The sequence below is a fragment of the Microcella sp. genome (genome assembly GCF_051860105.1).
Taxonomy (GTDB): Bacteria; Actinomycetota; Actinomycetes; order Actinomycetales; family Microbacteriaceae; genus Microcella.
Map to the genome: position 1 here is coordinate 1 of NZ_JBHYEO010000013.1, position 20,306 is coordinate 20,306.

13 protein-coding genes and 1 pseudogene are annotated in these 20,306 nt (G+C 72.3%); 3 read left to right on the top strand and 11 right to left on the bottom strand.

Annotation, left to right across the window (positions count from 1 at the left end; all coding sequences use genetic code 11):
• The 9 genes and pseudogenes from ACTIE9_RS08525 to ACTIE9_RS08565 form a co-directional block, all read right to left on the bottom strand.
• A partial coding sequence (locus ACTIE9_RS08525) for a DUF5719 family protein (protein WP_439565154.1) occupies positions 1-896 on the bottom strand: 896 nt, incomplete at its 3' end.
• Positions 889-3,807 (bottom strand): glycosyltransferase, encoded by a 2,919-nt coding sequence (locus tag ACTIE9_RS08530; RefSeq protein WP_439565155.1) that lies wholly within the window; start codon positions 3,805-3,807, stop codon positions 889-891. The genes ACTIE9_RS08530 and ACTIE9_RS08525, both read right to left, overlap by 8 nt.
• 95 nt (positions 3,808-3,902) lie before the next feature.
• A pseudogene (locus ACTIE9_RS08535) lies at positions 3,903-4,209 on the bottom strand (WhiB family transcriptional regulator).
• 189 nt (positions 4,210-4,398) lie between these two features.
• Positions 4,399-5,916 carry a cell wall-binding repeat-containing protein gene (locus ACTIE9_RS08540; RefSeq protein WP_439565156.1) on the bottom strand — a complete coding sequence of 506 codons (1,518 nt, stop codon included), beginning with the start codon at positions 5,914-5,916 and terminating at the stop codon, positions 4,399-4,401.
• 104 nt (positions 5,917-6,020) lie between these two features.
• Entirely contained in the window at positions 6,021-6,983 is a 963-nt protein-coding gene (gene galE / locus ACTIE9_RS08545) for a UDP-glucose 4-epimerase GalE (protein WP_439565157.1), read from the bottom strand.
• A gap of 36 nt (positions 6,984-7,019) precedes the next feature.
• Positions 7,020-8,249 (bottom strand): cell wall-binding repeat-containing protein, encoded by a 1,230-nt coding sequence (locus ACTIE9_RS08550; protein ID WP_439565158.1) that lies wholly within the window; start codon positions 8,247-8,249, stop codon positions 7,020-7,022.
• Positions 8,250-8,713: 464 nt separating this feature from the next.
• Complete coding sequence (locus ACTIE9_RS08555; protein ID WP_439565159.1) at positions 8,714-10,705, bottom strand: cell wall-binding repeat-containing protein; 1,992 nt, start codon at positions 10,703-10,705, stop codon at positions 8,714-8,716.
• A 68-nt stretch (positions 10,706-10,773) separates the two neighbouring features.
• Entirely contained in the window at positions 10,774-11,925 is a 1,152-nt protein-coding gene (manA, locus tag ACTIE9_RS08560) for a mannose-6-phosphate isomerase, class I (RefSeq protein ID WP_439565160.1), read from the bottom strand.
• Between the two features lie 2 nt (positions 11,926-11,927).
• A complete protein-coding gene (locus ACTIE9_RS08565; protein ID WP_439565161.1) occupies positions 11,928-12,983 on the bottom strand; it encodes a hypothetical protein in 1,056 nt (351 codons plus the stop codon).
• Positions 12,984-13,136: 153 nt separating this feature from the next.
• On the opposite strand from ACTIE9_RS08565, the gene ACTIE9_RS08570 reads away from it, so the two are divergent.
• From ACTIE9_RS08570 to ACTIE9_RS08580, 3 genes are read left to right on the top strand one after another with little or no spacing between them, the layout of a single operon-like run.
• Complete coding sequence (locus tag ACTIE9_RS08570) at positions 13,137-14,315, top strand: acyl-CoA dehydrogenase family protein (RefSeq protein ID WP_439565162.1); 1,179 nt, start codon at positions 13,137-13,139, stop codon at positions 14,313-14,315.
• 34 nt (positions 14,316-14,349) lie between these two features.
• Entirely contained in the window at positions 14,350-15,648 is a 1,299-nt protein-coding gene (locus tag ACTIE9_RS08575) for an O-antigen ligase family protein (protein WP_439565163.1), read from the top strand.
• Positions 15,645-16,895, top strand: coding sequence for an O-antigen ligase family protein (locus ACTIE9_RS08580; protein ID WP_439565164.1), 1,251 nt, complete (start codon positions 15,645-15,647; stop codon positions 16,893-16,895). Before ACTIE9_RS08575 ends, ACTIE9_RS08580 begins: the two co-directional genes overlap by 4 nt.
• Here the strand turns inward: ACTIE9_RS08580 and galE (ACTIE9_RS08585) are convergent.
• Both galE (ACTIE9_RS08585) and ACTIE9_RS08590 read right to left on the bottom strand, forming a co-directional pair.
• On the bottom strand, positions 16,892-17,860 hold the full coding sequence (gene galE / locus ACTIE9_RS08585) for a UDP-glucose 4-epimerase GalE (protein WP_439565165.1): 969 nt from the start codon (positions 17,858-17,860) through the stop codon (positions 16,892-16,894). The two genes, ACTIE9_RS08580 and galE (ACTIE9_RS08585), sit on opposite strands and share 4 nt — an antisense overlap.
• Before the next feature lie 20 nt (positions 17,861-17,880).
• Entirely contained in the window at positions 17,881-20,301 is a 2,421-nt protein-coding gene (locus ACTIE9_RS08590; protein WP_439565166.1) for a cell wall-binding repeat-containing protein, read from the bottom strand.
• Between the last annotated feature and the right edge of the window lie 5 nt (positions 20,302-20,306).

The following is a 20,306-nucleotide window of genomic DNA, read 5'->3' on the forward strand; positions in this document are numbered from 1 at the left end:
ATCACGGGGAGGGCGGGGATCACGTGGCGCAGAGCGGGCTCGGCGAGCGGCGTCACCATGCTCACGCCGCTCGGGGTGAGACCGCGCACGATCGACGTCTGCAGCGTCGCCGCCACCGACCCGCCGGTGCTCGTGACCCGCACGACGGGCGCGGGTTCGTCGACGGCGAGACCGGCGAGCGGCACGACCCGCTGCGTGCCGGCGGCCACGATGAGGCCGGACGTGCCGGGGGCCTCGATCGGGCCCGCGTCGCCCCAGAGCCGCAGGTCGACGGCGGCGTCGACCGCGTCGGCGTTGCTGAGCACGATCCAGGTGGTGCGGCCGACCGTCGTCGCCCCGCCGACGAGCCAGGCCGTGCGGGCCGGGGTGAGGCACTCGGCCGCGGCGAGCCCGCTGACATCGGCGGTGCCGGCCTGCACGCTCTCGCTCGCCGCGAGCGCCTCGCCGGGCGCGTCGCGCGGCAGCGTCACGACCTCGGCCCCGCCGTCGAGCACATCGTTCGCCGTGAGGCCGCGCTCGACGAGTCCGGCCCCGGTGCTGAGGCGGCGCGGAGAGGCGACGACAGCGACCTGCGGCTCGTCTCCGCGGGTGAGGCCGAGAGCCCCGCCGGCGCACACGAGCGTCTGGTCGGAGCGGTCGGGCGTGACGGCGAGCGCCGGAACGGTCGGCACGATGCTCGGCCCGGGCACGAGCAGCACTCCCGCGGCGAGCGCCGCGGCGGACGCGGCCGCGACGAGGGCGAGGGATGCGCGGCCGCCCGCGACGAGCATCGCGCGCCCGCGGCCGACGCGCGCAGGCGACGGCTCCGGGGAATCGGCCGGGGCGGAGGGTGCGGCCGTCGGCCCGGGAGCCACGGGCCCCGGACGGGTCGGCTCAGGAACGGTCGGATCAGTCATCGTCGTCCCCCGCCTCGAAGGTGGTCGCGGGCCCCTCGTCGGGCCGCGCCGCGGTGCGGGTGCGTCGCGGCCGCAGGGTGGTCGGCAGGGCCAGCAGCAGCGTCAGCGCCAGCACGGTCAGCTGCACCCCGAGCACGACGGCGCTGCTGGCCGGGCGCTCGGGGGTGCCGGCGCTCGCGGTGTCCGGCGGAACGACCCGCCACAGTTGACCGGCGTCCGCCGCACCGATGGGGGCCAGCACGGGGTTGCCGTCGAGCGCGGCGATGATCTCCTGCGATGGCGCCCCGGGGTCGCCGCTGACAGGATCCTGCAGCAGCACGAAGCGCACGTCGAGCGCGTCGAGCGCCTCAGTCAGGTCGCGACCGCTCGAGACGGCGAGGTTGCCGACGAGCTCGGCGAGCTCGCGCTGCTGCGGGTTCGGGGCGCCGGATTCGGCCGCGCTCACGAGGGCCGCCGTCGACTGCAGGGTGCGCTGCTCGACGAGCGTGGCTCCCGCGCCGCGCTCGATGCGCGCCGCCACCCCGTCTCCGACGGGGGTGAGCACGATCGTGCCGATCGCGGGGTCGCGCTGGGCCTCGGCGGCGACGATCGCGGGCAGCGTGCGCGGCTCGCCGCCGCTCACCGCGGCGGTGCCGGCGAGCAGCGAGGCGAGGGCAGGAACCGCCACGGCCGCGGCGGCGAGCACCGTCACGAGCCCGAGAGCGCCGGCGAGCACGCCCGCACCCCGGCGCTCCGGGCCGAAGGTCGCCGTGCGGCGCTGCATCGGGGTGGAGCCGCGGATGGCGTCGAGCCCGACACCCGCCGCGAGCACGAGCCCGAGCAGGTACAGGCTCAGCCCCGGTCCCGCGTCGAGCAGCACCGGTTGCCCGCCCGCGACGACCACCCCGACCCCGGCCACGGCCCAGGCCGTGACGAGCCCGAGCACCCCGAGCACGAGGGGCACGATGCCGCGCCGCCCGTCGGGCAGGGCGAGGCCGACGATCGCGAGAACGAGAACGGGTGCCGCCAGGGCGGCGAGCACGACGGCGAGCACCGCCGCGGGAGTGCCGGGCAGCAGCTCGACGAGCGGCTCGAGCACGAGCGAGAGGTCGGGCCAGCCGAGCAGCAGCCCCGTCGGCGAGCTGGCCGCGGGTGCGGCGGCCAGGCCGGGGTCGGCGAGCAGCCCGAGCGGCGTGCCCCGCCGCAGCTGGTCGTAGACGAGCGGGGCGAGCAGGGCCGCGGTCGGCACCGGGAGCGTCAGGAGGCGGCCGAGACGGCGGGGGTTGGCGAGCATCCACACCAGCCAGGCGACCAGCAGCGCGGGCAGGAGGGTCGGCGAGCTCGCGACGACGACCGCCGCGACGAGGCCGGCGACCGCGGTGGCGCTCCACGAGCGCGGGGCGCGAGCGGCGCTCATCACGAGCACGGGCAGCGCGAGATGGGTGATGACGCCCGCAGGGCGACCCTCGACGAGGGCCGTGATGAGTGGGGGCGAGAACGCCCACAGCAGCGCGACCGCAGCGGCCGGGCCGGCGCGGCGCACGAGCGCGACAGACGCCCACCAGGCCCCCAGCGCGGCGAGCGGCAGGGCGGCCACCCAGAGCACGACGAGCGCGAGCGACGGCTGCCACGGCGTGAGCAGGCCCAGCAGGGCCAGCACGAAGGCGAACGGGTCAGCCGCCCCGACCGCGGTGCGCTCAAGGCCTGCCAGCAGCGCGGGCACATCGGGCGCGAGCGGGGCGAGAGCGCCGCCAAGCAGCGCAGGTGCCCCGAACAGCGGTGCCGAGGCGATCGCGCCCACGACACCGGCGAGCACGACGACCGAGGCCCCGCCGGGCAGGAAGTCGGGGCGCGGCGCACGGTCGTCCTCCTGCGCGCTCAGCACCGCATCTCGCGCGATCGCGCGACGACGGCGCACCTCATCGGGCGGCATGCGCAGCGGAGCGATCGTCGCCCAGCCGAGAGTGCGACCGCGGGCGAGGCGGCGGCGCGCGTTCGGCACGGCCGATCCTGAGAACGCGACCGCGAGAGCGGCCGTGAACTCGCCGCCCGCGAACGTGGGGCGCTTGCGCAGCAGCTGCCCGAGCGCACGCGCGACCGCGATCGGCAACAGGCTCAGCCAGTGCAGCGGCACGGCGAAGGCGGGCGCATAGACGAGCCGTCGATGCAGCTGGGCGGTGCGGCGCAAGCGGGCGAGGGCGCGGGCCGAGACGGCGCGACCGCCTCCCGGGCGCGCCGCGGTCGCCGTGCCCTCGTGCACGAACACCCGCGCCTGCGGCACACCGATCACCCGGTGGCCGGCGAGACGGATGCGCACGCACAGGTCGAGCGCGGCATCGACCCCGGGCAGCGCCGGGTCGAAGCCCTCGACCGCGTTGTAGACGCTGCGGCGCACGAGAAGGCCCGCCTCGCCCACCGCGAGCACATCGCTCAGGCGGTCGTGCTGCGCCTGATCGAGCTCGCGCTCGGCGATCGCCATCGTCGCGCCCCAGCGGGTGAGCGTCTCGCCGTAGCCGGCGATGACCGTCGGATGCTCGGCCTCGAGCTGCTTGGGTCCGGCGACGGCGACCGAGGGCGCGATCTCGACGGCGGCGAGCAGGCGTTCGAGCGCGCGCGGATCGGGCACGGTGTCGTGCCGCAGCAGCCAGAGCCACTCGTCGATGCCGCCGTACGGGGAACTCGTCGGCTCGGCGACCGGCAGGGCGCCGAGGCCGCGGTGCACGAGCTCACCGAATCCGAGCCCCGACGAGGCGGTGACGAACTGGGTCGGGTTCGCGGCCGCGAGCTGGGCCGTCACCGCGTCGGCGCCGGCGGCGTCGACGGCCACGAGCAGGTCGGGGCGGCGGCTCTGCTGGGCGAGAGCATCCAGCGTCTGCTGCAGCGCCGCGCCCCCGCGGCGGGCGACGACGATCGCGATGACTCGGGGCTGCACCCTGTCGACCCTAGGCGGCGCGGCGCGCGACCCCGACGAGGCGCGGCGGGGCGACGCGGAACACGGGATCGATCGTGACGGCGGGGCCGGTCACGTCAGGCGCGACGACGCAGCTTGCGGCGCTCGCGCTCGCTCAGGCCGCCCCTCGTCGTTCTGCAGCGCGTATTCGAGGCACTCGGCCTTGACCTCGCACGTCGTGCAGATCTTCTTGGCGTCGCGCGTCGAGCCGCCCTTCTCCGGAAAGAAGGCCTCCGGGTCGGTCTGCGCGCACAGCGCGTCGGCCTGCCAGGCGAGCGCAGAATCGTCATCATCGACCGACCGGGAACGGCGCACTCCGGGAACGCCGAGGCGGACCGGGTCGACGAACCAATCTCCGGGAACTGTGTTCCGGTACTCGCTCATCAGCCTGACTCCTTCCCCCGCACGACCCCCGTTGCGCGGGATGCCCTAATTACACTCGTGTCATTCGCTCGCGTCAAGTCGCGGATAGTAAAAGGTTCGACCGGGTATTCAGAGTTGCGACGCGCCGCAGAACCCGCTATGAGCGCGAGGGATGCTCAGCGCCCGTGGCCCGCACGGTCGAGCCGCGACTCAGCAGGTCGTGCCGGAGAGCACGCGATCGCTCAGCACCCCAGTGCCGCCGAGGGCGTAGACCTCCTTGACGAGCAGCAGGATCATGTCGATGTACTCGTCGTCGCGCAGGCACACCTGGGTCGAGAGGTAGAGGGGCGCGTCGGAGGCGGCCGCGAGCGGGCCGCCGGCGAGGGCGTCGGCGAAGCCCGCGCCGGTGGCGAGGAAGGCGAAGTCGGCACCGCCGGGCCCGAACACGGCGGCGTTGAGGTCGAGCGCGGTGTCGTAGCGCGAGTCGCCCGCGTAGCGCGTGATCGTGGCCGCACCACCGACGTGCGCGGCGAGCGAGGCCTGGACCCCGGCCGAGACGGCTCCGAGGCCGCCGGCGATGTGCAGGTCGGGAGTGCCGAGCGCGGTGATGAGCGTGCGGGTCGCGACGTCGGTCGCGGCGGCCGCGCCGTCGACGAGCAGCACGGCACCGCCGAGTCGCGAGGCCGCGGGGCCCGCGGCGAGGGCGTCGGGGAAGTCGCGGCCGGTCGCGATGAAGAGATCGGGCACGCCCGCACCGAAGGCATCGGCGACGATCGCGCGTGAGGTCGCGTAGCGGTCGGCACCCGCGATGCGCCGCACATCGGTGGGCGACGCCACGTAGGCGCTCAGGGCCGCCTGCACCCCGTCAGACACGACGCTCGCGCCACCCACGACGATGATCTCGGCAGGGTCGAGGCGGGCGAGCTCGGTCTGCACGACGGGCGGAAGCGCCGTCGGTGCGGTCAGGAGCAGCACCCCGTTGCGTTCGGCCGCCGCCGGGCCGGCCGAGAGGGCGTCGGCGAACGATGCTCCCGTCGCGATGTAGACGACCGGGGCCGACTCGCCGGGGCCGATGACGCTCTGCGAGATCGCGACCGCCGTCGCATAGCGGTCATCGCCGGCGATGCGGAAGAAGTCGATCGGGGCGGGTTCGAGGGTGACCGTGCCGAGGCCGACAGATGTGAAGGCCGACAAGATCAGGATGTCCGAAGCGAACCACAGCGGCTCGTTATCCCAGTACTCCCGCACCGGCGCTCCGTCGTACGACACGAACTCGACTCGGTACTGGCCCTGCACGAACCCGCTCGCCGTGAACTCGCCGTTCGCGCCGAACTGATCGACATCGCGCACCCAGTTCCAGGTGTCGGTCGCCGTGTCGAGCAGCCAGAAGCGGATCCAGCTCGACCCGCTCTGAGCCGGGAACGGTCCATCGCCGTTGACGTCGCGCACGACGAGCGTGCCCGTGACCGAGGCGGTCGTCGCGGGGGTGAGCTCCGGGGTGTCGGTCAGCACGACGCGCGCCGTCTCGGCCTGCTCCGCCTGCGCGGCGTCGGCGGCGGAGAGCGGCGCGGTGCTGCCGGGCGCGGTCGGGGCCGCGGGTGACCGGGGCGGAGCATCCGTGGCGGCAGCCGGTGAGGCGACGAGCGCACCGAGTGCCACCGCGATGGCGAGCGCGAGGGTGCCGAATCGGATTCGGGCGGTCGGGCGGGCAGGAGCGATCGAAGCCACAGTGTCCTCCTTGGTGTCGAGCGGACCGCGCTCGAGAAGAACGCGACGATTGCTCGACGCTAGCGGGGTGGGCTCATGATCGAGCATCCCTCATTCGGGGGGTGTCAAGCGGATGCCCGCCGCGCCTCCCACGCCGACGCGACCATCTCGGCGAGCGTGTGCCGCATCGCCCAGCCGAGGTCGCGCGCCGCGAGCCCGCCGCTCGCCACGATGCGCGGGGGGTCGCCAGCGCGACGCGGCCCGATCTCGGGCTCGAAGGCGATGCCGGTGACCGCCGCCACGGCATCCATGATCTGACGCACCGAGACCCCGTCGCCCGAACCGAGGTTGTAGGCGGGCTCGATCGGTGAGCCGGCCTCGAGCCGACGCGCCGCCTCGACGTGCGCGAGGGCGAGGTCGGCGACGTGGATGTAGTCGCGCACGCACGTGCCGTCAGGGGTCGCGTAGTCGGTGCCGTTGATGCGCGGCGCACGCCCCTCGACGAGAGCGTCGAAGACGAGCGGGAAGAGGTTGTGCGGGCTCGTGTCGCGCACGGTCGGGTCGCCCGAGCCCACGACGTTGAAGTAGCGCAGGCTCGTGTGGCGCAGCCCCGCGGCGACCTCTTGATCGCGCAGCAGCCACTCGCCGATGAGCTTCGATTCGCCGTAGGGCGACGCGGGGTTCTTGGGGGTGCCCTCGGTGACGAGGTCGACGTCGACGGCGCCGTACACCGCCGCCGACGATGAGAACACGCACTGCTGCACGCCGTGCTGCTGCATCGACTCGAGCAGGGTGATCATGGCCGTGACGTTCTGCTCGTAGGTGTGCAGCGGCCGCTGCACGCTCACGCCCGCGTACTTGAACCCGGCCACGTGGATGACGCCCGTGACGCCGTTGTCGGCGATCACCGCATCCACCGCCCCGCGATCGAGAAGGGATGCGCGCACGAAGGGCACGCCCTCGGGCACGAAGGCGGCATGCCCGCTCGAGAGGTCATCGATCACGACGGGGCTCAGCCCCGCGGCGGTGAGAGCGCGCACGACGTGCGCTCCGATGTAGCCGGCGCCGCCGGTGACAAGCCAGGTCATGCCTCTCAGCGTATGGCCACTACTCCGTCGCGGCGCTCAGCACGGGTTGCCCGTGAAGAGCGCCTCGTTGCTCAAGACTCCTGTACCGCCGACGCCGACGATCAGATTGGCGAGAACGTCACGCACGTCATCGACCACGATGCTCGGCACACAGTTCTGCCGCGCCAGGTAGATCGGCGAGTCGTACTGGGCCGCAAGAGGCCCTGCGGTGAGGGCGTCGGCGAAGCCCAGACCGTTCGCGAGGAAGGCGTAGTCGGCCGCGGGGAAGAACTCGACCGCGACATTTACCGCGGTCTCGAACCGATCGGTACCGAAGAAGCGCTCGACATCGCCTGCGAGGGCTGTGAGATCGTCGAAGATGCCGGGCGAGACGACTCCCGTGCCGCCGATCACGTGGATGCTGTCGGGGCCCAGCCCCGCGATGAGGCTCTCCGTCGCCGAATCGAGCGATGCCGCCGAACCATTGACCAGCAGCACGACGCCGCCCGTGACCCCCGCCGCCGGCACGGCGCTCAGGGCGTCGGGAAAAGTAGCGCCGGTCGCGATGAAGATCTCGGGGTTGGCCGGGTCGAACGCCCCGGCAGCGATCTGGCGCGACGTGTCGTAGCGGTCAGCGCCTCCCACCCGGTCGACGAGCGAGGCGTTATCGACGTAGCTCTCCAATTGCGTCCGCACCGCGTTCGACACCACGCCGGTGCCGCCGACGATCAGGATGCTCGAGGGATCGAGTCGGGTGAGCTCGGCCTGGACCACGGTAGGAATGCTGGTGGGCGTCACCGGCAGGAGCACGCCTTCGCGGGCCGCGAGGGCACCGGCAGACAGCGCGTCGGGAAAGTCCAGCCCATTGACGATGTACACGGGCGGAGCGGAGCCGTCGGCCCAGCGCTCTTGCGACAGCGCCACGGCCGTGGCGAAACGGTCAGCCCCGGCGATGCGCGTCACGTCGGTCGAACGCTCGCCGAGCACGATGGTGCCGAAGTCGAAGGGGGTGTCGTTCGTGAGTGTGACGACGTCGGCCTCTTGCTGGAACTGGTCCTGGTTGTACCACTCCCGCACGGGCTGTGCAGGCTCTTGACGAGAGAAGAAGGCGACGGTGTAGGTGCCCGCGCCCAGTACCGACGCAGTGAAGTTGCCGTTGATGTCGGTGTCGAAGGTGCGGATGAACTCGAATGGGAAGTTGGAGCTATAGAACGAGACACCGCCATCGTCGACCGAGTACTGAGAACTGCCGGCCAGGGTGGTGACGATCAACCTGCCCGTGACCACGCCCGCAGCGGCCGGCGCCAGATTCGAGGGAGAGTCCTGACCAGAAGACCGCGCGGAGTCACCGTCCGTCTGGGTCCATGCGGGCGGCCCGTCAAGCGACGAGGCCATTGCAGGAGACACCGCGACGCTACTGGATATCGCCAGCGCGGCGATGAGCGCCAGGGCCCGGACTGGGATCGTGAACCGCGGCATGAGAACTCTCTTTCGCGCAAGCGAGGGGCCGACGGCGAGTGATGCCGACGGGCGTTACGGGCGACGGTGGCCAGCAACCTGCACCGCCCGACGAGTCTCCTGATCGCGAGCCTAGGTCAGCAGAGCGATGCTCACAATGAGAGATTCTTCGGCGCAATCACTCAGCGCACTGCGCGGGTAGGTGATCACGGAGCGCCGGCTCGCGAGCGACGGCATCCCGACACGAGAGAACGCCACTCGACGGTGACGCGAGTGGCGTGCGCTCCCGCCCGTCAGCGCGAGCTGCGCGGGTAGTCGATCGCGTTGCGCAGACCCGAGGACTGCACGTAGACGGCGGCGCCGTCGTAGATGACGAGGTACCAGGTGCGGGCGCTCGAGTCGACGGCGACGAGGGTTCCGGCCGGGATGACCCCCAGCGGCGTGCTCGTGCTGCCGTAGCGGTAGTACGTGAGGGCGCCCGTGGTGACGGCGTTCAGGTCGCTGTAGCTCGCCGCCGTGCCCACCGCGCCGTTGAAGTGCTCGTAGACGATGCGCCCGAGATCGCGCACGCCGTTCGCGGTCGCGCCATCGCTGCCGAGCACGGCGATCGTGTACGTGCCTCCGGGGGCCGACACGATTCCGGCGTCGGACTGGTAGCCGCCCGACGCCGACCACGCTGAACCGGTCTTGTTGCCGACCGGAACCCCGACCGGCACGCCGGCCGGGAGCTTCGACCGCCACAGCTGGGTTTCGAGCAGGGTGATCAGATGATCGGTCAGCGCCGGGCTCAGCAGCTCTCCGCGGTGCAGGCGGCCCAGCAGCAGAGCGAGATCATCGGTGGTCGCGAGCTTCGCCGCGAAGGAAGTGCCGTCGCCGCGGTAGCCCGCGTAGACGGTGCCGCGATAGCCCTCGGCCCAGAACTGGTTGTTGAGGTTCTGCTCGCCGACGAGGGCCACGAGATCCCAATGGCAGTAGTTGTCGGAGACGTGGATCATGACGCGCAGGCAGTCGCCGACGCTCACGCCCGAGCGCGTGGGCGTCGAGAAGCCGAGCAGCCCGCGGTCGATGCGATCGAGGATGGCGTAGGCCGCGAACACCTTGATGACGCTCACGGGCTCCTGCATCACCGAGCCCCGAACGCTCACCGTCACCTCCAGCCCGTCGAGCTCGCGCACGCTCACGGAGTACGTGCCCGGCAGGGTGGCGATGCGCTGCTGCAGGGCCCCGGCGAGCTCGGCCGCGCTGGCGGCGCGATCATCGTCGATCGACCCGCAGCTGCCGAGCGCCTGCACGCGGGCGTCGAGCACTCCGGTGCCGCCGAGCAGCGTGACCCGTTCGACGCGCAGGCGTTCGAGCATGTCGAAGCGGGTCGCGGGCGGCAGGCACACGGGCGGTGACGAATACAGCGGAGCGTTCTCGATCGCCGCGTGCACGGCGCCCGCGAGGGCGTCGGCAAAGCCCGCACCGGTCGCCACGAAGGCCCTCTGCGCGGAGGGGAAGGCGTACTGGTTGATGGCGACGGCCGTGCTGTACCGATCAGAGCCGGCGAGCCGTCGAACGGTGTAGCCGAGATCGACCAGCTGCCGCTCGATACCCGACGAGACGACAGCCTCGCCGCCGGCGATGAGCACCGACTCCACGTCGCGTGCGGCGAGCAGGGCGAGGCTCGGCGCATCGATGCTCGCGCGGTTGCCGTCGACGAGCAGCACGGGGGCGTCGATCGAGCCCGCTGCTGCGGCGGCGGCGAGCGCGTCGGGGTAGTTGCGGCCAGTGGCGAGGTAGAGCGTCGGGCTGGGTGCCGCGTAGGTCGCGACGAGCGCTCGGGAGGTGGCGTAGCGGTCGAGCCCCTGCACGCGCGCGACGACATGGCCCAGCTGCCGCAGCCGCGACTCCACGGTGGTCGACACGACGCCGGTGCCGCCGACGAGCACGACCTCGACGGTCGGGGCGAGGCGGGCGAGTTCGGCCACGACCGACGCGGGCAGGGCATCCCGCGCCGTCAGCAACAGCGGTGCCCCGAGCGCGGCGGCGATCGGGGCGGCGGAGAGCGCGTCGGGGTAGTCGATGCCGCTCGCGATGAAGACCCGCTCGACCCCGGGGTCGAACGCCTCGCGCGACACGCTCACAGCGGTCTCGTAGCGGTCGACGCCGGCGATGCGATCAGCGCCCGTGGCCGTCGCCGCGGCGGCGGGCGCCGCCAGAAGCCCCGACACGATGACGACCGCGCCGATCATGCTGAGCGCGCGCAGCGCGCCTCTCGATCCCCGTGCCGACAGCCGTCTCATCAGTCGCTTCCCCCCGGTCGCGTCGACCCCAGGGTATCGGACGGAGATCGAGACGGTGAGGGGGCCGCTCACGGCCCGGGGTGCGAGCCCGTCGCCACGACCGCGGACCCCCCGCCGACCAACCCGAGCGCCGACTCGTCGGCATATGCTGCCTGCCCACGTTGCAGGGCGAGCTCGCCCTGGAGCGTCAGCTCCCCCTCGAGGCAGAGGACGATCGCGGGGCCGTGCGTCTCGATCGTCACGCCGTCGGCGGCGGCGCCGGCCTCGATCACCGTGAGGGCGAAGTCGACGACGTCGGGCGTGAACCGCCGCACGCCCGGCTGCACCTCGACGGGGGCGATGCGCGGCTCGGCAACGGGTCGCGCGTCGAGCACGCGCATGAGCTCGGGAACGTCGACGTGCTTGGGGGTCAGGCCGCCGCGCAGCACGTTGTCGCTCGCCGCCATCACCTCGATCGCGAGACCCTGCTGGTACGAGTGGATGTTGCCCGTCGGCAAGTACAGCGCCTCGCCCGGGCGCAGCACGACCGTGTGCATGAGCGTTGACAGCGCGATGCCGGGGTCGCCGGGGTAGTGATCGGCGAGACGGCGTACGGTCGCCCACGTCTCGCTGTCGCGGGGGCTGTGCTCGAGGGCGCGGGCGCAGTCGGTGAGAGCATCCACGATTCTCGCGATCGCCGGGCCGCCCTCGATGAGCCAGCGCACGACCTCGGGCAGCGACGCATCGACATCGAGCCGCGCGATGAGCGGCTCGAGCCCGGGCTCGCCGACCGCGACGAGGGCAGCGTGCGACGCGGCGACCGGCCGGAACCCCGCGAGCGCGATGAAGGGGTCGCTGAGCGCATAGACGAGCTCGGGCTTGTGCAGCTCGTCTTTGTAGTTGCGGTCGGGGGCGTCGAGGGCGATTCCGGCGGCGTTCTCGCGCGCGAAGCCCTCGCGCGCCTGCGCGATGGTGGGGTGCGCCTGCAGCGAGAGCGGCTCCGCCGCGGCGAGCACCTTGAGCAGGAACGGCAGCTTCTCGCCGCGCGCCCGCAGCAGCGTCGAGAGGTCGGATGCTCCGCCCGCGTCTGCCCCGACGATGCGCGCCGGCGAACCGGGGTGGTCACCGAGCCACAGTTCGGCCTCGGGAGCCCCCGACGGCGTCATGCCCAGCAGCTCGGCGATCGCCGTCGTCGAGCCCCACGCGTAGGGGCGGGGCGTGTTCTCGATGCGCAGCAGCATGATCAGAAGGCTACGGCCAGCGCGGCGATCACATCGCGCGCCACCTGCTCGGGAGACGCACCGCTGTCGACGAACATGTCGACCTGCACGAGGCTTCCATCGATGAACGCCGTCAGCACTGCCGTCTTCGCGGTGGCGGTCTGCAGGCCCGCCGCGAGCGCGCCGTCGAGAGCGACGGGAGTGCCCGGCAGAACGACCCCCGCCTCGTGCATCCAGGCGGCACCGGGCAAGATCCGCAGGTCGAATGACCCCTGGGGGCCGCCCCACGAGCAGTAGACGAGCTCGGTGGCATCGTGCGCCCGGTAGATCGACAGCGCTCCATCACCCGAGCCGCCCGTGACGGCGTCACCGACGTCGAAGGGAACCGCGTCGCGCACGACGTCTTGCTGGGCACGCACCGCCCCCTCGCAGTCGTCCGACCAGGCGAGAGCGTCGGCGGGCCGCTGCCACGCCGCGACCGCATCAGGCCAGCCCGAGGCGAGCTCGGCCAGGTCGACGAGGAAGGACGGCACCGCCACGGCGTACTCGGCAGGGGACGCCTCCCCGTAGACGACGATGAGCTCGAACGAGTACGCGCCCACGAGCATTCGCGAGCGGCAGAAGGGCATCTCGTCGTCGGCGACGCACGTGCTCCACGACTCCTCGCCCGCGAGGGCCGTCGGCAGGCCGAACGCGGCCGCCGATGCGACCTCCTCGTCGAGCGCCGTCGCGGGCTGATCGACCGAGACGAACACGGTGAGGGTGGCGCCGAGTCCGCCCACCGCGCCGTCGTACTCGCACGCGAGGGAGCCGGCCTGATCGAGTGTGCCGCGGAAGAACACGTCGTCACGCGTGACGACGGTCGCGGTGCCGCCGCTGACGGCATCGCTCGCGAAGAGCGCCGCGCAGTCAGCGGGAACCCGCGAGCCCGGTTCGGTCGGCTGAGGAGAGGCGGCGGGTTCGCTCACGGCAGGCGCCGGGGGCGTCGCCTCCACGGCAGGCTCGGGCGCGCAGGCGGCGAGCGCGAGAGCAAGAACCGGCACGAATGCCAGCGCGACACGCAGTGCAGGTCGAGTCATGGGCTCAGTCTGCCGCTCTCGAGGCGATGAGACCATGGCGCAACAGGCTCAGTTGGTGCCGACTCGACAACGCCACCGCCCGTGCCCCGTGCGTGCGTGCCCGGGCACCACAAAGCGGTGGCCGCGGCGCGTGCACGCGGCTAGCCTCGCGCCATGACCTTCCCCACTCTCGCCAGCGACTTCTACGGCTTCGAGGCGCTGCTCGCCGACCACGAGAAAGACGCCCTCGTGCGTCTGCGCACCTTCCTCGAGGCGGAGGTGAAACCTGTCGTCAACGACTACTGGGATCGCGCCGAGTTCCCCCGCCAGATCCTGCCCGGCCTGCACCAGCAGCAGGTCTTCGGCAATCTGTGGGAGGAGACGAAGGCGGGCGACTACAGCGCCGTGTACGGCGGCTGGACAGCCCTCGAGCTCGCGCGTGTCGACGCGAGCGTCGCGACCTACGTGGGTGTGCAGAACGGCCTGGCCATGGGCTCGATCGGCGTGGCCGGCTCGCCCGAGCAACGCGCCGAGTGGCTGCCGAAGCTCAAGACCGGCGAGATCATCGGCGCCTTCGGGCTCACCGAGCCCCTCTCGGGCAGCGACTCGGCGCAGGGCCTGCGCACGACGGCGACGCGCGACGGCGACGAGTGGGTGCTGAACGGCAGCAAGCGCTGGATCGGCAACGCCACCTGGAGCGACATCACCATCATCTGGGCCAAGAGCACGGAAGACGGCCAGGTGAAGGGCTTCATCGTGCCGACGAGCACACCCGGCTACACGGCGACCAAGATCGAGCGCAAGCAGGCCCTGCGCATCGTGCAGAACGCCGACATCACGCTCGAGAACGTGCGTGTGCCCGAGTCGCACCGCTTGCAGAACGCGAACTCGTTCCGCGACACCGCGGCCGTGCTGCGCCTGACCCGCGCCGAAGTGGCGTGGGCGGCCGTCGGCACGGCGATCGGCGCCTACGAGGCCGCGGTCGACTACGCCAAGACCCGCGAGCAGTTCGGCAAGCCGATCGCGAGCCACCAGCTCGTGCAAGACCTGCTCAGCCGCAGCCTCGGCAACATCACGGCGAGCATCGCGCTGTGCTCGCGCGTCTCGCAGATGCTCGATCAGGGCGTGCAGCGCGACGAGCACGCCTCGCTCGCCAAGGCCTTTGCGACGACGGCGATGCGCGAGACCGTCGCCCTGTGCCGCGAGGCGCTCGGCGGCAACGGCATCGTGCTCGACTACGACGTCGCGCGGTTCCACGCCGACGCCGAGGCGCTCTACAGCTACGAGGGCACGCGCGAGATGAACAGCCTCATCGTCGGGCGCGCCATCACCGGGGTGGGCGCGTTCGTCTGATCGGGCCCCCGCGGGTCGCCGGTAGGCTCACTGCATGACGTGGCTCCGCGAACGACGCGTGGCCCTCGCCGCACTCTCGTTCTTCACGCTGCTCGCCGGAGACGCCTGGCGCAACACGATCAGCTGGTACGGCTGGGGTCTCGTCGCTCTGAGCATCATCGTCTTGTGGGCGGTCGTCGCCATCCGGCTCAGGGTCGACCTCCGACGCATCCCCATCGCTCTCGGCACGCTGCTGGGCCTCATGGTCGCGTCGATCGTGTGGTCGTTCTACCCCGGGGCGACCGCCGTGGGCCTGCTGACGACACTCGCGACCGCGTTCGTGGGCATCGTCATGGCGCATACTGTCTCGCTCGCGCAGCTGCTGCGCGCGCTCGGGGTGGCGCTGCGCTGGATCATCGGCCTGTCTCTCGCCTTCGAGCTGTTCGTGGCGGCGGTGCTGCAGCGGCCCGTGCTGCCCTTCTGGGTGTCGTGGGAGGAGCCGTTCCCGAAGGCGTTCTACTGGTCGCGCGCGCTGCTGTTCGAGGGCGGCCGCATCCAGGGCATTCCCGGCAACGCGAATCTGCTCGCCTTCGCGGCCCTTCTCGGCGTCATCGTGTTCGCCATCCAGGTGGCCGAGCGTCGTGTGGGGGCGGCCGCGGGCTGGGGCTGGCTCGGGGCCGCGCTGCTGACGCTCGCCCTCACGCGCTCGTCGACCGTGCTGGTCGCGGGCCTCGCCGCGCTCGTCGCCCTCGGCGTGCTGCTGCTCGCCCGCCGGCTGAGCACGCGCGGCCGGCTCACCCTCTACGGTCTCACCGCGGCAGCGGCGGCGGGCGTCGTCGCTCTCGCCCTGGCGTTCCGTGCGACGCTGCTCGACCTCGTTGGCCGCAGCGACGACCTCACGGGGCGCCTCGACATCTGGGCCGCCGTCATCGACCTCGCCGAGCAGCGGCCGCTGCTCGGCTGGGGCTGGGTCAGCTACTGGGCTCCGTGGGTCGAGCCCTTCGACGACCTCGTCGTCATCAACGGTGTCACCTACCTGCAGGCGCACAACGCGTGGCTCGACGTGCTGATGCAGCTCGGCTGGGTGGGGCTCGTCGTCTTCACGATCCTCATCGTCACGACGGGCGCGCGCGTGCGGTCGTGGTCGGTGGATGCCCCGCTCGGCGACGCCGCCCCCACCGCCGCCCTGCGCCTGCTGCCGGCCCTGCTGCTGACGGTGCTCGTCGTGCACAGCCTCGCCGAGTCGCGCCTGCTGATCGAGGGCGGCCTCGTGCTGCTCGTCTACCTCGCGGTCGCGAGCCGGCTGCGAGGCGTGAGCATCCCTGTCTCTCCGACCGCGGCGGTGACCGTGTGATCGAGACCGCCCGCTCCTTCCTCGGCTCGCCGCGCTTCACGCAGGCGCTCACCGAGGCGATCGTCGGAATCGCTCTCGCCGCCTTCGCGGTGCGGACCCTGCTCGGCTGGCCGGGCGGCATCGCCGTGCTCAGCGGCCTGGTCGTGCTCGCGGCGGTGAGTCTCGCGGCCCAGCCCGAGCGGGTGGAGTGGCGCGGAGTGCTGCCCGTCTCGCTGCTCGCGCTGTTCTCGCTCATCACCGTGAGCGTCATCTGGAGCCAGTACACCTGGGCGACGCTCGGAGGCATCGCCTACGCCGTCGCCTTCGCCTTCCTCGGCGTCTACATCGCGCTCGTGCGCGACCTCATCCAACTGGTGCGGGCGGTCGGCAACGCGCTGCGCGTCATCCTCACGGTGTCGTTCGTGCTCGAGGTGCTGAGCGGCGTCATCCTCGACACCCCGTTCTTGTGGATCGGCATCACGGGCGACCTCGCCGACGGCGGCCCCGTGCAGGGAATCGCCGGAACCCGCAACGCCTTCGCCTTCCTCGGCGCTCTGGCCGTGCTGAGCTTCTGGATCGAGTACCGCACGCGCTCGGTCTCGCGCGGCCTCACCGCCTACGCGCTCGCGCTCGCGGGGGCGACGATCGTGTTCGCCCGGTCGCCCGTGGCTCTGCTCGTGCTCGCCGCGGTGCTCGTCGTGGGGCTCGCCCTCGTCATCATCCGGCGTCAGGAGGCGCTTGCGCGCCGGGCCACCCAGTCGGTGCTGCTCATCTCGGCTCTCGTGTTCGCCGTGCTCGCGTGGGTCTTCCGCGGCCCACTCATCGGGTTCGTGGATGCCGCTGCCGATGTCGCCGAGCGCACGAGCGTCTGGAGCCGGGTGGGCGACCTCGTGGCGCAGCAGCCCGTGCTCGGCTGGGGCTGGGTCGGCATGTGGCCTACCTCGGTCTACCCGTTCTCGAGCATCGTGGCCAGCAGTGGCCAGCAGCCCGAGTCGGCGCTCAACGCCTATGCCGACGTGTGGCTGCAGCTGGGGCTCGCAGGAATCCTCGTGCTCATCGCTGCGCTGGGTCTCGCCTTCGTGCGCGCCTGGCTCGTCGCGACCGACCGCCGCAGCACGGTCTACGTGTGGCCCGCGCTGACGCTCGTGCTGCTCGCGACGGTGAGCATGACCGAGAGCTACCTGCTCTACGAGGGCGGGCTGCTGCTCTTCGTCACCTCGGCGTTCGCAGCGGCCCGCAACCGCTCGTGGCGCGGCCGCTTCGACTAGCGGATCTCTGCGCGGCGCGCGTCGATCACCGAGTCGAGGATGTCGTCGAGGTCGTGCCGCGCGCGCCAGCCGAGCTCGTCGGCGATGCGGCTGACGTCGGCCACCACAGCGGCGGGGTCGCCGAGCCGACGGGGGCGGGTCACGGCGGGCGGAGCATCCGGCAGCCGTCGACGGATGCCCTCGACGACCTGGCGCACGCTCGCCCCCTGCCCGGTTCCCACGTTGTAGACGCGGTGCGGCTCGGGCTGACGCGGCAACGCGTCGAGCACGGCGAGGTGCGCCTCCGCGAGGTCGCGCACGTGCACGTAGTCGCGCACGCACGTTCCGTCGTCGGTCGCGTAGTCGTCGCCGAAGATCTGCGGGCCCTCGCCCGCGTCGATGCGCTCGAGCACCATCGGCACGAGGTTGAGCACTGCGGTGTCGGCGAGGTCGGGCCAGCCGGCTCCGGCGACGTTGAAGTAGCGCAGGCTCGTCACGCGCAGGCCTTCGGCGCGCGCGACGCCGGCGGCGAGCCACTCGCCGGCGAGCTTCGTCTCGCCGTAGGGGTTCACGGGCACCGTCGGCGAGTCTTCAGTGACGATGCCGTGCGCGTCGCCGTAGACGGCGGCCGAGCTCGAGAACACGAGCTCGCGCACGCCCGTGGCGAGCATCGCCTCGAGCACCGCCGTGAGGGCCCCGAGGTTCTGCCGGTGGTACCAGAGCGGGCGGGCGACCGATTCGCCGACCTGCTTGCGCGCGGCGAGGTGGATGACCGCGTCGACCGCTTCGGTCTGCATCAGCTCGGCGAGCACGGTGGCGGCGCCGGGTGCGGCGAGCTCGAGCTCGTGGCTGGGCATCCCGTCGATGCGGCGTCGGTCGCCCTGCTCGAAGTCGTCGACGATCACGGGCTCGTCACCCCGCTCGACGAGCAGGCGGCAGAGGTGCGAGCCGATGTAGCCGGAGCCTCCCGTGACCAGTACGCGCACCCGAGCAGTCTACGTGCCGGTCAGCAGCGGCGGAGGTCGCGAGCGGCGTCGCTGACGAGGCCGGGGCCGCCGAACACCGTCACCCGGCTGGGGCCGATGTTCAGCACGTGGTCGACCATGCCCGACCGCACGCACGGGGTCTCGGTGATGTACAGCGGTCCGCCGCGCAGCCCGGCGACGACGCTGCCGGCGAGCGCGTCGGGGAAGTTGAAGCCGTAGGCGAGGAAGACCTCGGGCGCCGAGAGCGGATAGGCCGCCTGGTTGATGAGCAGCGAGGTCGCGAATCGGTCGTCACCGCCGCGACGGGTCACGGTCGTCGTGCTGGGCAGGGCGTCGATCGCCGCCTGGATTCCCGGGCTCACGACCCCCGTGCCGCCCGCGATGTCGACCTGGCTGCTGCGCAGGGTGTTGGTGATGAAGCTCGCCGTCGCCGTGTCGAGCGTGCCCGCCGCGCCGTTGACGAGCAGGATCGGAACGCCCTTGCCCGCGGCGGCCGCTCCGGCCGACAGGGCGTCGGGGAAGTTCGCTCCGGTCGCGACCCAGAGGGCCTGACCGGTGGAAAGGCCCTGCGTCAGCATGCGCTGGGCGATGAGCTGCGAGGTCTGGTAGCGATTCTCGCCGCCCAACCGGATGGTGCGGTTCGAGACGGCGGTGGCGTAGACGGCGGCCTGCGCCTCCACGGTGCTCGACACCACACCTGTGCCGCCCACGATGACGATGCGCTCCGGGTTGAGGCGGTCGAGCTCGGCCGCGACGCCAGGGGGCAGGCTCGTCGCGGGAGTCAGCAGCATCGGCCCGCCTTCGAGCGCCGCGGCCGGGCCCGCGCTGAGCGCGTCAGGGAAGGAGGCGCCGTTGGCGAGGTAGACGACGGGTACGCCGGGCGTGACCGGGCTGGTCGGGGTGGGCGTGCCCGGAAACTCTGCGCGGGCGATCTGCACCGGGGTCGCGTAGCGGTCGTCGCCGAAGAGGCGCGACTGCGCCGCTTTCAAGAAGCGGCCGGAGACGGTCGAACTCTGCTGCACGCCCGAACCCCAAGTCGACCGCAGCGTGTACGACCGGGTGCCGTTGGGCACGGCGCCGATGTCGATGCTCCACGCCCCGGCGGCGTCGACCTCGTCGGTCAGGGTGCCGCCCAGGTCGAGCGCGAGCGAGACGTCGTGGCGAACGCCACCGCCCGGCAACGCGCCGCTCAGCGACGACTCGACGCGGTTGACGCCCCCCGTGCTGATCGAGGGGGTCTGTAGCCCGATGAGCGGCTCCCAGTTCGGGTAGACCTTCGTCACCTGCTCGAAGGCGGGGTTCGCCGAGTACAGCGTCGAGAAGACGCCAATGTTGCCGGTCGTGCTGCACGTGCTCACGGTGCCGTTCGTCGCTGCGGAGGTCACGCCGACGGCGCGCGTGCCGACCAACGCCGAGCCGCCGCTGTCGCCCTGGCGCACGCAGATGTTGGCGACGACGCTGCCGACGCAGTAGTCGGAGCCGCTCGACGGGCACGAGCTCGCGCCGACGCGCTCGACGCTGTCGACCCGTGTGATCGGTCCGCACGTCCAGCCGGTGGTCGCCCCTGACTTGCACAGGGTCGCCCCGACGAGGGCCGGGCCGGCATCGCGCACCACGAGCGGCGCCGATGCGAGGGGCGCCCCGCTCGAGGCCCCGCCCCAGGTGACGACCTCGGGCAGCAGCGTCCACGGCGACCCTGTCACCGGGGTGAGGCCGTAGTCGTAGTAGGTCGGGTCGGTGTAGCCCGGGTTGGGGTAGTCGTCGGTGACATGCAGCCCTGGCGCCCCGATCGACTGCGTCGGGGTCGTGAGCACGCCGCCCGAGATCGTCGGCCGCGTGATGCTCGCCGCCGTGCGGGTGCCGCCTGCAGCGAGGCAGTGGCCGGCCGACAGCATCTGCCCCTGCAGAGTCGACACGTCGAGACCCGCGAAGCCGACCGAGCAGCGGAAGCCGTCATAGGTGTACGGCATGCCACCGCGGAGGTCGGCCGCGGGCTCGAGCCCCTCGATGGGATCGCCGACGCGCTCGCCCTCCGGGCCGATCTCGGCGGTCGCTCCGACGCTCTCGACCACGGCGGCGTCGGCGGTCGAACCCACGGTCACGACGAGCTCGAGGCCCTCGAGCCGAGCACCGTTGACGTCGATCTGCTCGGCGAGAGCATCCACCACCTCGATACCGACGGCACTCGCCTCCGCCTGCGCCAGCCATTCGGCACCGCTGATGCCAGCATCGCGCTCGAGCGCCGCGTCCAGCTCGGGCGGCAGCTCGGCGGCCTCGGCCGCGAAGTCGACGGGATCGACCTCGACCATGGGCACGAGGGCGGCCTCATCGATGCGGGGCTCAGGGCGATCGGCGGCGGTCGCCGTGGTGAGCGGAGCCGCGAGCAGCACCCCCACGAGCAAGGTGCTGCTGACGACCGAACCGCTGAATGCGCGTCTCACTGCAC